The sequence below is a fragment of the Chitinophagales bacterium genome (assembly GCA_017303835.1).
In the GTDB taxonomy this organism is placed as follows: Bacteria; Bacteroidota; Bacteroidia; order Chitinophagales; family Chitinophagaceae; genus JAFLBI01.
Map to the genome: position 1 here is coordinate 52,408 of JAFLBI010000001.1, position 12,992 is coordinate 65,399.

General features: G+C 41.8%; 13 protein-coding genes. 9 read left to right on the forward strand and 4 right to left on the reverse strand.

Going from position 1 to position 12,992, the window contains the following annotated elements; genetic code table 11:
- Positions 1-3 precede the first annotated feature (3 nt).
- The 8 genes from J0L83_00240 (at position 4) to J0L83_00275 (ending at position 7,262) form a co-directional block, all read left to right on the forward strand.
- Entirely contained in the window at positions 4-1,275 is a 1,272-nt protein-coding gene (locus tag J0L83_00240) for a glycosyltransferase family 1 protein (GenBank protein ID MBN8662972.1), read from the forward strand.
- Between the two features lie 511 nt (positions 1,276-1,786).
- Positions 1,787-2,446 carry an ATP-binding cassette domain-containing protein gene (locus J0L83_00245; protein ID MBN8662973.1) on the forward strand — a complete coding sequence of 220 codons (660 nt, stop codon included), beginning with the start codon at positions 1,787-1,789 and terminating at the stop codon, positions 2,444-2,446.
- Between the two features lie 106 nt (positions 2,447-2,552).
- A complete protein-coding gene (locus J0L83_00250; protein MBN8662974.1) occupies positions 2,553-3,176 on the forward strand; it encodes a Crp/Fnr family transcriptional regulator in 624 nt (207 codons plus the stop codon).
- A 65-nt stretch (positions 3,177-3,241) separates the two neighbouring features.
- Positions 3,242-4,081 (forward strand): hypothetical protein, encoded by an 840-nt coding sequence (locus J0L83_00255; protein MBN8662975.1) that lies wholly within the window; start codon positions 3,242-3,244, stop codon positions 4,079-4,081.
- Between the two features lie 321 nt (positions 4,082-4,402).
- The gene (locus tag J0L83_00260) at positions 4,403-5,296 is read left to right on the forward strand and encodes a hypothetical protein (protein ID MBN8662976.1); all 894 of its coding nucleotides are present in this window, start codon (positions 4,403-4,405) and stop codon (positions 5,294-5,296) included.
- A gap of 182 nt (positions 5,297-5,478) precedes the next feature.
- Entirely contained in the window at positions 5,479-5,853 is a 375-nt protein-coding gene (locus tag J0L83_00265; protein MBN8662977.1) for a hypothetical protein, read from the forward strand.
- 89 nt (positions 5,854-5,942) lie between these two features.
- Complete coding sequence (locus J0L83_00270) at positions 5,943-6,707, forward strand: DUF1080 domain-containing protein (GenBank protein MBN8662978.1); 765 nt, start codon at positions 5,943-5,945, stop codon at positions 6,705-6,707.
- A 66-nt stretch (positions 6,708-6,773) separates the two neighbouring features.
- Positions 6,774-7,262 (forward strand): hypothetical protein, encoded by a 489-nt coding sequence (locus tag J0L83_00275; GenBank protein MBN8662979.1) that lies wholly within the window; start codon positions 6,774-6,776, stop codon positions 7,260-7,262.
- A gap of 76 nt (positions 7,263-7,338) precedes the next feature.
- Here the strand turns inward: J0L83_00275 and J0L83_00280 are convergent, their stop codons facing one another.
- A complete protein-coding gene (locus J0L83_00280; protein MBN8662980.1) occupies positions 7,339-7,794 on the reverse strand; it encodes a GNAT family N-acetyltransferase in 456 nt (151 codons plus the stop codon).
- Between the two features lie 60 nt (positions 7,795-7,854).
- Here J0L83_00280 and J0L83_00285 point away from each other — a divergent pair, with 60 nt between their 5' ends.
- The gene (locus J0L83_00285) at positions 7,855-9,330 is read left to right on the forward strand and encodes an NAD(P)/FAD-dependent oxidoreductase (GenBank protein ID MBN8662981.1); all 1,476 of its coding nucleotides are present in this window, start codon (positions 7,855-7,857) and stop codon (positions 9,328-9,330) included.
- 6 nt (positions 9,331-9,336) lie between these two features.
- Here J0L83_00285 and J0L83_00290 read toward each other — a convergent pair whose 3' ends face one another.
- The 3 genes from J0L83_00290 to aspS are packed head-to-tail and all read right to left on the reverse strand — an operon-like array spanning position 9,337 to position 12,962.
- Entirely contained in the window at positions 9,337-10,599 is a 1,263-nt protein-coding gene (locus tag J0L83_00290; protein ID MBN8662982.1) for a replication-associated recombination protein A, read from the reverse strand.
- Between the two features lie 25 nt (positions 10,600-10,624).
- Positions 10,625-11,134 (reverse strand): hypothetical protein, encoded by a 510-nt coding sequence (locus J0L83_00295; protein ID MBN8662983.1) that lies wholly within the window; start codon positions 11,132-11,134, stop codon positions 10,625-10,627.
- Between the two features lies 1 nt (position 11,135).
- Complete coding sequence (gene aspS, locus J0L83_00300) at positions 11,136-12,962, reverse strand: aspartate--tRNA ligase (protein MBN8662984.1); 1,827 nt, start codon at positions 12,960-12,962, stop codon at positions 11,136-11,138.
- Positions 12,963-12,992: the final 30 nt, after the last annotated feature.

A 12,992-nucleotide genomic window follows, 5' to 3' on the forward strand; every position in this document is an offset into this window, starting at 1 on the left:
GTGATGAATATTGGCATTTTTACTTACGGAACTAGAGGTGATTTACAACCATATATAGCTTTGGCACTTGGGTTAATGCAAAGAGGTCATAATGTGTCTATTGCTGCAACACAAGATTTTCGAGATTTTGTTGAAAGTTTTGGTATCCGTTTCCAATCACTTTGGGGAAATGCTGAAGCGATGATGAATTCCGCGGAAGGACAAAGAATCTTAAAAACACAGAATGCTGTAAAGTTAATGCAATATTATTTTAAGGTATTGCATGACAATAGGGGAGTGCTTAGAGAGAGTTATTACAAGGCAGTGTCGGAAGTAGATTATATCATCGCTAATTCTATGACAGTGCCTATCGTAAGTGCCATTGTCGAAAAACAGAAGAAGCCGCTTGCTTTAACCTATTTTATGCCTCCAGTAGTGCCTACACGAGATTTCCCCTTAGGAGATTTCGATTTTTTCAATTTTCCTTGCTATAATAAATTGACTTATCAGCTTGCGCATTTTTTTTTCTGGCGTTTCATCAAGCATGATGTTAATGAATACAGACGAGTGCTTGGATTGCCGGAATTAAAAATGAATTTGATCAAACATCTTGACAGGCAAAGAATATTGGACTTATACTGCTTAAGTCAGCATTTGATTCCACAGCCAAGTGATTGGGGCGAGCATCATAAAATTTCAGGGTTTATCCAAATGCCGCCGCAAGTAGGTGGTAAGTATGCTTACGATCAGACATCTGCCGAGTTATCAGCGTGGTTGGAAAGCGGAAGTAAGCCTATTTATATAGGTTTTGGAAGTAACGGTGTTGGTAATACTGATAAAATTGTTTCTGTAATATTGGAACTGCTTAGTAAAGCCAATGAGCGTATTTTATTCTGTACTGGCTGGTCTTTATTCAGTGATTTACCTAAACATGAAAATCTTTATATAACAAAGTATGTGAACCATGAAGCTGTTTTGCCATATTGTAAATTGGGAGTTTTTCATGGTGGAGCTGGAACACTGGCTGCTATGTTAAGGCATAATCTGCCGGTTATCATTATTTCATTTTATACTGATCAGCCAACTTGGGGTAAAATAGTTGTCAGGAAAAAATTAGGCGTGCACATTCCGGTAAAGACTTTAACATCTGAAAAGTTTATTACTGCTATCAAAAAAGTACAAACGGAGGAAATACGAAGTCATGTTACTGAGATGGGGCAAAAAATCAATTTGGAGAATGGGCTTGATAATGCTATTAATGAACTCGAATGCTATTTTAAAATTAGTAGTACATGAGGTTAATTGTCGCGGCAGGGTTTTGCTTAAAACAGATTCTGGCCTTAGTTGGTCGCCCGACCAACTAAAATTGTATATCAACGGTAGGCAGTAATATTTCCTTAGGCAGCAGTCTGCAACTTTCTAAAAACCTGTTATAATTCTGTTTATTTGAATACAATTGCGTCAATGAGATTAAATTACTATTCAAATTGCGCAATTTGAATCTACGCCTTATTAGGACCTTACGGTTGGTGTTAACTTTCTATAGAAGCTTCTATCTCGCCACATGGCTGATAACAGCTTGTTGCGCATCTATTTTCTGGAAATATGGATTATCAACGATTGCTGCAATATGCTGGTTTAAGTTGCTTACATCAGGCCTGGTATATTATTTCATCAATCTTTACCAACATAAGCAACTCTATTATTACAGAAACGTGGGCCTATCTAAAGTTGTTTTATGGGGTTTCTCTTTTTCGGTTGATTTGCTGATTTTTATTCTCTCACTGATATTAATCCATCAGCTCAAATGAAATATCAACTGGAAGCAGACGGTATCATGCTGGATTTTGGTGCGAGAAGGATTCTGGCTGATGTGTACATGAAGTGCGAAACAGGTAAGATTACCGGTTTATTGGGCAGAAACGGTCAGGGTAAGACCTGCTTGATGAACATCATTTATGGTACCCTTCCTGCATTAAGCAAATCGGTTCGATTGAACGGTAAACCTATATATGATGCTTTTAAGCGTCCTAATTTATTAACGTATCTGCCTCAGTTCCATTTTATACCGGGGTTCTTAACCTTACAAAGAGTGTTTACTGATTTCACTTTGGATTATGCCACATTCTGCGAACATTTCCCTGAATTCAAACAGCCTATTCATACGCGGATTAGTGATTTGTCTGGCGGACAAAGACGATTGATAGAAGTGTACGTGGTATTGATGTCTCCATCACATTTCTCCATGTTGGATGAGCCATTTTCTCAGCTAATGCCATTATATATTGAGCGTTTGCAAGTGTTATTGCAGAAAGAAAAAGAGCGGAAAGGTTTCTTGATATCCGATCATTTGTTTCAACAAGTAACCGATATAGCCGATCAGGTTTATTTGTTATCAAATGGTAAAACGCACCTTATTAAAGAGCTGAGTGATTTAGATCGGCTACAATATGCTAAGATTTATTAACGCACTTCTAGCCTTTGTAGGTCGCCCGACCAGCAAAAAGTACATATTAATCTGATTCAATTATATACAAGCAATATGCAGAACAATCAGTCAGCTGCGTATCTTCATGCAAACACGCTGTGTTTTAGAGAAAACAAAATACACACCATTGAGCAGTGAAATAGTCAATCATGAGGTTATAGCGCATTTCAGGAAATATATTCCGGTTAGTGACGCATTAAAGGCAGAGTTGGATAAGCGGCTTTCCTTTGCTGAATATAAAAAGGGTGATTTGTTGCATGATGCCAGAAATATCTGCAAACAGAGCTTTTTTATACAGAAGGGCTTGGTACGTGTATACTTTCTGAAAGATGAAAAAGAGGTATCTGAGTATTTCAGCGCTGAGCATGAATGGGTAAATTCACCCAGAAGCTTTATGCAGCAACAAAAGGATATCTATTTCATTGATGCCATTGAGCCAACAGCGTGTGCTTGTCTGCATGTGGATGATCTTGTGTATTTGTTCAATCATTTTATTGAGATGGAACGTTATGCAAGACTTTCCATGGGTTCAGCTTTTGGGCATTTTATGGAGCGCATTACTTCCATGCGCTTTAGCACAGCCAAAGAGAAATACCAGCATTTTTGTACAACCTATCATGATATTCATCACCGCATTCCACTTGGTATGGTAGCTTCTTATCTGGGCATCGCTCAGGAAACCTTAAGCAGGTTAAGAGCGGAACAATGATTTTTTGATCTGGGTCAAAAATTTCGGAGAAGTGTAATTGCATATTTGCATAAATCATCACTGCTATGCAAGCAAAGCATGTAGCCATTTTTATTATTTGTCTTTTCCTTTCTATTAAACAGTTTGCTCAGATTACACTTTCAACACCCAATGTGGAAGCAGTCTTGTATCTGGGTGAGGGGCGTAAACAACCACTTATTGTTGGGCTTGGCGGATCAGAGGGTGGTAATGCATGGGCCAGTGACTATTGGAAAAAGACAAGAGATCAGATTATCAGCAAGGGCTATGCATTTCTTGCACTTGGCTATTTCCGTGGAAAAGGAACGCCGGCTATTTTGGAGAAAATTGCTATCGAAGATGTGTACAATGCCATCCGATTAGCTGCCCGGCAAAAAGGTGTAAACGGTAAGCGTATTGCGATTATCGGAGGATCGAGAGGGGCCGATCTAGCATTGTTATTAGGCAGCTATTATCCAGATATCAACTGTGTAATCAGTATTGTAGGCAGTAATGCAGTTTTTCCCGGCAATACAATTCATTTTTCAAGTTCCTGCTGGACTTACGAGCAAAAGCAATTGCCTTTTCTGCCGGTAAATGATGCGGCTGTGCCCTTTTTGATGAAACGCAATTTGCGCGGAGCTTTTGAGGAAATGCTGAAAGACAGTGTTGCGTTGGCCAAAGCTGCAATTCCGGTAGAAAAGATCAAGGGGCCTATTTTGTTCATGTCTGCAACCAAGGATGAGGTTTGTCCATCCACACCCATGGCTGAGTCAATGATGGAGCGGCTAGGTCAAAGCCAATTCAAATATCCCCATTTGCATAAAGCAGTGGAGGGCGGTCATGCGGCGCCGCTGAAGCATTTTGATGAAGTCATTCGTTTTCTGGATATATATTTCCTAAGATAGGTATTAAGCTTGTTTCTATTCACCTGCTATACTTCGACTCACAGCTTCTTACGCTTATGAAAACTGCTTGGTATTTCAAGTGATAAAATAACTTTTGCCCTTTTTTGTCCCCGCAGGGTCTTCCGTATAGGAGACCCTGTGGTATTTTAGCGGTGAGGACACCATAGCATGGAGCATGGTATTTGTTGGTCAGGCGACCAACAAAGGCAAGAAATGGAAATCTTTTGTAAATTGACACATCAACCAAGCTGACTATCTGCTGCATCTTATTTATTCGTGCATAATGCTGCGCATTGTTGGCTAAATTGCTAATCACCCTTCATGGAATCAAATCATCAAGAGGAAAAGTTGAACAGTTTGGATGGAGAACCTATGTCTGAGACTGTATTAACTGAGCCTACTCAAGAACCACAATCACCTGAACCAATGGAAGTACATCATCACGCCCACCACGATCATGGTAAGAAAAACTGGAAAACTTATTTCTGGGAGTTTTTTATGTTGTTTCTAGCTGTGTTCTGTGGTTTTCTGGCGGAGAACTTTAGAGAGCATTATGTTGAAGAGCAAAGGGTTGAGCGGCAGCTAAATATAATGGTGGACAATCTCCGATATGATACCACAAGAATAGGGCGAAATCAAATGGCTAACCGTTTTGGAATCACTGTATTAGATTCTTTGCGTAAAGAAGTTATGTTGATTATTCAAGGAAAAAAGGAGTATTCAAATTTCTACAGATTGAGGGAAGGATTAAATGTGTACGGAGAACCACGATTTAACTCTTCTGCATATACACAGCTAACTACAACTGGCTTACTTCGCTTAGTGAAAAATGATTCGTTGATTATTCAAGTCAACGACTATTATGAGCGAGTAACTTATATGGTTAAATCAGCTGTGGAGGCAGCAAATCTAACAAGCGCTAAGGTTAATGAGCAGTTTAATATGCTTGCTGATCAAACTTCTTTTAATGAATTGATTAGCGCTTTTCGTGCAAGTTATCCTCCTCTTCAGGATACGGCTTTTGATCGATTAAAAGAAAAAGTATTCGCTACAGCTCAATTACGTCTAGTTAATAGTAGTCCTACTGAATTACATAAACTATATAATGATTTGGTACAACTTGAGGTGGCGGTTAAAATATTAGAATCCAGAATGGATTATGCGAAGTCGTCTGCCGTTAAGTTGATGAATGAAATCGAGAAAACTTATCATTAATCTTTTTTCGCATGAGCTTTTTTGTCCTCGCAGGGTCTTCCGCTTGCGGAGACCCTGCGGTATCCCAGCGATGAGGACAACGCTGTTTGGCTTTTGGTCTTTGTTGGTCTGGCGACCAACAAAGACAGGTATATTCTTAAAGTTCAGTTTTGCTTACCTTCAGTGTAATCAAACGGCTGTATTTGCGTCATAAAATACTCAATATTAGTGTGGTGCTAACATCCTTGCTAGGCTACCTGCAATGGGGTGGGGGTAATACTATGTTTCTGTTTCAGGCAGAAGGCGAAGTTTTATTAAAGCTTTTTACAAAACCGGCTGAAGTTTTTCATCCATTGACCATCTTACCCATGCTGGGGCAGCTGATGCTGCTGATTACTGTATTTCAAGAAAAGCCCTCGAAAATACTTACTTGGTCTGGTATTATTGCCCTAAGTAGTTTATTGGCACTCATGTTGGTAATTGGTTTTATGGATATGAACCCAAGCATCATAGTGTCCGTTTTGCCCTTTTTTGTACTTGTTTTTTTTGTTGTTAAAGGCCTACGCAGTAAGGCATAGTCTTGTCTAGTTCAGTGCTTTGAATCACATCATTATGCGATTGTGTTTAGAAGCAGGAAAGTGCAATTTTGGGTCATCAAGTTGTGCTCATGGTAAAGATTTTTCGTGTAATGCTGTTTAGTCTGTCTGGCATCATCAATAGTGCTGCTGTTTTTTGTCAGACGAATACACAAACAAATTTTGTCTCTATTTTCAATGGCCGTAACCTAGATGGCTGGTATGGTGATACCACTTATTGGCGGGTAGAAGACAGTGCTTTAACGGGAGAGGTAAAACCGAATAATCTTCTTCAGCACAACTCATTTATTATTTGGCGTGGCGGTATGCCGGCAGACTTTGAGCTGAAAGGGCAATTCAGGATCAGTGCTGAAGGTAATTCAGGGATTAATTACAGGAGTGAGGAAGTGAAAGGCATACCCTATGCTTTAAGAGGTTATCAGGCAGATATTGACGGACAAAACTGGTACACAGGACAGAACTATGAAGAACGAAAACGTACCACATTGGCCTATATCGGTCAGAAGACCACCGTCAATACATGTATGGAGCAAACTTCTTTGGAAGCTATTAGTAAGCGTGTTCGTAACAATGCCTGGACTTGTGTAAATCAGACTGCGTCTTTAGGAAGTGCAGATAGTTTAACTGCTGGTTTATTGCCTAATCAGTGGCATGATTTCCACCTGATTGTACGCGGTAATCGTATGCAACACTATATCAATGGCCGACTAATGAGTGATGTAACTGATGATGATACGGTTAACCGAAGCGAAAAGGGATTAATTGGGGTACAAGTACATGTTGGTCCGGCCATGAAAGTGCAGTATAAGCACCTCCAATTAAAGCAATACAAATAAGCAGAACCGCAGTTAAATCAGAATCCAAATCTTTCATTAAATTACTGTTCAATCAAAACAACACATATGCAATTGTCCATCACTAGGATTACAAAAAAAGCAGGTATTGTCTGTGCATTCCTGCTTGCTATGCTCTCGGGTAATGAAACCAAAGCCCAAAAAGGCTATGAGTTTACCTCCTTCACTGTCATTGAGTCAATCATTCCAAGCGGACTTGGCCGCTCACGAATCATTCATGCTTTAGAGCCTCGAGATTACAAAGAGTTTACCTCTGTCAGGTCTGAAGATGATAACACAAGAAATAAATCTGATCGTGATGATATTCGGGTGAAGAATTTTGCGGAAACCAAAATCCTCAACTTTTTCAATATGGGCGGTATCCGTTTTCAGAACATCGCTGCAAATGATGCAGTTGTAAACAGCAAGGTAAATAGTATGATGGAAGATGGCTGGGACTTGATGACCATTGTTGCTGGCGTAGAAAGTGATGCTGGTGAAAAAGATGGTCAGGGTATTTTCATAACCCGCTTCTATTTTAAAAGACCTAAGAAGTAAAGTTGCTTGCTGACAAGACTAAAACGGAACGCCTGAGCGTTCCGTTTTTTGGTTTAGGTTGTATCTATTGTTTTTTTTATGCTTTAATCATCTCAATGTGATCAATTCCATCCTCATCATACACATCACTACTTTGTACAAAGCCTAGTGATTCGTAAAAACGCTTGAGGTATAATTGCGCACCAATCTTGATGGGTGCTTGTCCCCATAAACGATAACAAGCTTCAATCGATAATTCCATCACAGCCCTGCCGGCACCTGTTCTTCGCGCCGCAGGCGAACTCACCACACGGCCAATCGACATATAATCAGGATAAGAAACGCCCTTGGGAACAAGTCGGGTATAAGCCGCCAAAGCATCATTTTGACGCAACATCAGGTGATAACAATCTTGGTCTTTATTATCAGCATCCTGAAACACACAGTTTTGTTCCACAACAAAAACTTCATTCCGCAAGCGAATGATTTCGTATAACTCAGTGGCACTTAACTCGTTGAAATGCTTGATACTGTGGGTAAATCCTTGCTCCATGGGTCAAAAATACATGGTATTACCCCATTATTTCTGCACCTTTGCACCCTTGTGAATACTATGGCAAAAAAAGTTGCAATCATTGGTGCAGGCCCTGCGGGATTAACGGCCGCCTATTTATTGGGTAAGGCACAGCAGGAAGTAGTGGTGTTTGAAAAAGACCCGCAATATGTAGGTGGTATCTCCCGTACCGAAACCTACAAAGGCTATGCATTCGATATCGGCGGTCACCGCTTTTTCTCTAAGAGCAAAGAAGTAGAAGATTTCTGGACAGAGATCCTTGGCGATGAAATGCTGGAGCGTCCGCGCAGTTCACGTATTTATTATAACAAGAAGTTCTTTTCCTACCCATTGGTAGCAATGGAAGCCCTACAAAAACTGGGGATCATTGAAAGTGCATTGTGCGTACTCAGCTACCTACAAGCCAAAGCTTTCCCTGTAAAGAATCCAACCAATTTTGAAGATTGGGTTACCAATCAGTTTGGTAAAAGACTCTTCAATATTTTCTTCAGAACCTATACAGAGAAAGTATGGGGTATTCCTTGTAAAGAGATTTCTGCCGACTGGGCAGCACAGCGTATCAAAGGACTTTCACTCAGCAGTGCTATCTGGAATGCGCTGTTTAAACCCAAAGCAAGTGGTGGCAAGGATAAAGTGATTAAGACACTCATTGATTCTTTCCGTTACCCTAAACGTGGCCCCGGTTTGATGTGGGAGACTTGTCGCGACAAGTGTATTGCCATGGGGGTACAAGTGGAAATGAATTGCGGCGTTAAAGGTGTGCATCAACAAGATGGCAAATGGTCCATCACCACAACTGATGGTAGAACTTTCGAAGGCTTTGATCATGTATTGTCTTCTGCACCAATTCGTGAGTTGATTCCAAGCATTCAGCCACAACTGGAAGCCAGCGGTTACCAAGCTGCACAGAAGTTGGGTTACAGAGACTTCTTAACCGTGGTGCTGATTTGTAAAGACGAAGATGCATTTGATGATAACTGGATTTATATCCATGATCCTTCCGTGAAAGTGGGCCGTATTCAGAACTTCAAGAGCTGGAGCCCTTATATGGTGCCAGACCCTTCGATGGCTTGTTATGGACTGGAGTATTTCTGTTTTGAAGGCGATGGCCTTTGGACGAGCAAGGATGAAGACCTGATTGCACTGGCCACCAAAGAAATGGTTCAGATTGGTTTAACCAAAGCATCTGCAGTAGTAGATGGTTATGTGGTGCGTCAGCCAAAAGCTTATCCGGTGTACGATCATACTTACAAAGAAAATGTAGAAGCCATTCGTGAAGCGTTAAAGCCTTATCCGGGTATTTACCTGATGGGCCGCAATGGTATGCACAAATACAATAACCAAGATCATAGTATGATGACGGCTATGTTGGCTGCGAAGAACATCATTGCCGGCGAAGAATTGTATGATGTTTGGAACGTAAACGAGGATGCGGAATACCATGAAGGTGGCTTGCGCGGCGAAGAAGATACAGAGAAAGTCGTTGGTCGTTTAGTACCAAAGAGAGTTCAGTAGTTAGACTTAATAACCATATTTGTCTTTCCAACGTTCGCGGAGAAATTTGCGCAGTTCATTTTCTCTGGCATTATTGCCTGGGTTATAGAAGCGAGTGCCTTTCAAACCATCGGGCAAATATTCCTGCTCAATAAAATTGCCTTCGCCCAAGTGGGAGTATTGGTAATCTTTACCATACTGCATGTCTTTCATGAGTTTGGTAGGCGCATTACGTAAGTGTAAGGGCACTGGCTGATCCCCTTTTTGATGTACAGCACTTAGTGCTGCACCAATAGCTTCATAAGCAGCATTGCTTTTTGGAGAGGATGCCAAATAAGTAGCACATTGGGATAATATGATGCGTGATTCCGGATAACCAATTTTGCTTACTGCATCGAAGCAAGCATTGGCTAAGAGTATGGCATTTGGGTTGGCATTGCCCACATCTTCACTAGCAAAAATCAACATCCTGCGAGCGATGAATTTTACATCCTCCCCACCTTCGATCATGCGTGCCAACCAATACACTGCACCATTGGGGTCGCTGCCGCGCATGCTTTTGATGAAAGCTGAAATGATATCGTAATGTTGCTCGCCTTGCTTATCGTAAATAGCAATCTTTTTTTGCGCTACTTGCATCACCAATGCATCTGTGATGGTCACAGGTTGCGTATTGGCTGATTGTACGACGAGTTCAAATAAATTGAGCAGTTTGCGTGCATCACCTCCGGAGATGCGAATCAATGCATCTGTCTCCTGCAGTGTTACTTGTTGTGCTTGTAACCATGCATCTTTGGTAATGGCATCGTTCAGCAGATTAATAAGATCGCCTTCATCCAATGCTTTGAGTACATACACTTGGCATCTGCTGAGCAAGGCTGAGTTCACTTCAAAGGAAGGATTCTCTGTGGTGGCACCAATTAATGTGATGGTGCCTTTTTCTACTGCACCTAATAAAGCATCTTGCTGTCCTTTATTGAAACGATGAATTTCATCAATGAATAAAATGGCTGCATCTACTTGTTTGGCTTGCTCAATCACTTCGCGTACTTCTTTTACACCGCTGCTGATGGCACTCAGTTGAAAATAGGGAACTGCTAAAGTGTGCGCAATGATATTGGCAATGGTGGTCTTGCCTGTGCCGGGAGGTCCCCATAAAATCATGGATGGAATGCGCTCCTGCTCAATGGCTTTACGCAATACAGAGCCCTCACCGGTGAGGTGTGTTTGTCCGGCCAAAGCCGATAAACTGCTAGGCCTTAATCTCTCTGCAAGCGGTGTGCTGTTCACGGAACCAAAGTACAAAATACCTTGCTCAGTTCTCCTTGTTTTCTGGGTTGTTTCTGTACAGGCGGATGATCTGGAAATACAGCATGATCTGAATAATCAGGATCACACTAAAAATCAGCATGCCCCAAGACACAGCATTCATGATATTCAGGAAATCATCAATATTCAGCCCCGGCATATTGGGCTGCATTTTCAAAAACTCATTCACAATCTGAATCTTCTTTGGATAAGAAGTTGTGAGAAACTGCAAAGTGCTCATCAACCACAAACCGGCAAAACTGATGCTGATAATGGATGTAAAACGTAAGAGCGATTGTAATTTAACAGAAGGAGCTTTGCCTGAATCCACATTTTTAAGCAGGAATACAAAGCAAGCAATGATATAGGTAACCAATGCAGCCAAAAGCAGTACCGGAAAAAGTACTGCGGGATTTGCCAGAGCCAGCATCAGTGCAATCAGGCTCATTACGCCTAAGAATGCTGCTACAGGTAGCAGGATATACGTGAGTATGCGGAATACGGATAATTGATTCATGTTATTTCAGGTTCAGTTGAATCTGCAGTTCATCAAATTGTTTCTGATCAATGGTGCTTGGTGCATCTAACATTACATCTCTACCTGAATTGTTTTTCGGGAAGGCGATGAAATCGCGAATGCTTTCACTGCCGCCGAGGATAGAGCAGAGTCGGTCGAAACCGAAAGCAATACCACCATGTGGCGGAGCGCCATATTCAAACGCACCGAGTAAGAAACCAAATTTATGCAGGGCTTCTTCATCGCTCATGCCCAGTGCAGCAAACATTTTCTCCTGCAGTTCGCGCTGGAAAATACGGATAGAACCACCACCAATTTCGTTGCCGTTCAATACCATATCATAAGCGTTGGCCTTGATATTGGCATAAGGATGCTTGAGGTATTCAGCCGCATTGGCAATGCGTGGTTCATTATTGATCATCACTTCAATATCACTTGGCTTGGGCGAGGTGAAAGGATGGTGACGCGCTACCCATCTGTTTTCATCAGCATCGTATTCAAACAATGGGAAGTCTAATACCCACAATAACTTGAATTCATCATCCTTGCGCATACCCAAACGCTTGCCCATTTCTAAGCGCAGTTCGCTGATGGCTTTACGTGTTCTTTCTTCTGCACCGGCAAGAATCAAAATCAAATCGCCGGCTTTGGCGCCTACTGCTTCAGCAATGGCTTTCAATCTGGTTTCGTCATAGAATTTATCTACGCTGCTCTTATAAGTTCCGTCAGTATTTACTTTGATATTCACCAATCCCTGCATACCAATCTGCGGACGCTTCACCCATTCGGTGATTTCATCAATCTGCTTGCGGCTGTATTCGCTGCAACCGGGAACAGCAATGGCAATTACTGTTTCAGCATTATCAAACACGCCAAAATTGGCGCCGTTGATGAGGTTGCTGATATCGGTTCTGTTGGGGAATGTGTGTGCCGGATATTTCAGGTTAGTAAGCTGCATGCCAAAGCGGATATCCGGTTTATCATTACCGTATTGCCACATGGCATCTTCCCAGCTCATGCGCTGCACAGCTTCAGTGTAATCAATACCCTTTACATCTTTGAAGATGCGCTTCACCAATCCTTCAAACATATTGAGGATGTCTTCTTGCTCAACAAAGCTCATTTCGCAGTCGATCTGCGTAAACTCAGGCTGTCTGTCTGCACGCAGGTCTTCATCGCGGAAGCACTTCACAATCTGGTAGTATCTGTCGTAACCACTCACCATCAGCAATTGCTTGAAGGTTTGTGGCGATTGTGGTAAGGCGTAAAACTGGCCCGGGTTCATTCTGCTGGGCACCACAAAGTCGCGCGCACCTTCCGGTGTTGATTTGATCAGGAAGGGTGTTTCAATATCCATGAAATGATTTTCATGTAGGTAGTTGCGAGCACTTCTGTTCACGGCATAACGCAGTTCTAAGTTTTTCTTCACAGCGTTACGGCGTAAATCGAGGTAGCGGTATTTCATGCGCAGGTCATCACCACCATCGGTTTCATCGGTAATGGTGAATGGAGGTACTGCAGATTTATTCAGAATATTGAAGTCCGAAACAATAAGCTCGATATCGCCTGTAGGCAATTGCGGATTCTTGTTGCTGCGTTCACTTACAACACCAGACACCTGCAATACAAACTCGCGACCAAGCGGTTGCTCGTCTAAACGGGCATTCAATTCTTCGCCAAAGAGCAATTGGGTAATACCATAGCGATCGCGCAAGTCCACAAATGTGATGGCGCCAAATTTTCTCACGGTCTGTACCCAGCCGGCAAGGGTAATGGTTTTGCCGGCATCCTGAATGTGTAATTCACCACAGGTATGCGTTCTGTACATAAAGCTTGCTCTTTGATTGGCGGCAAATAT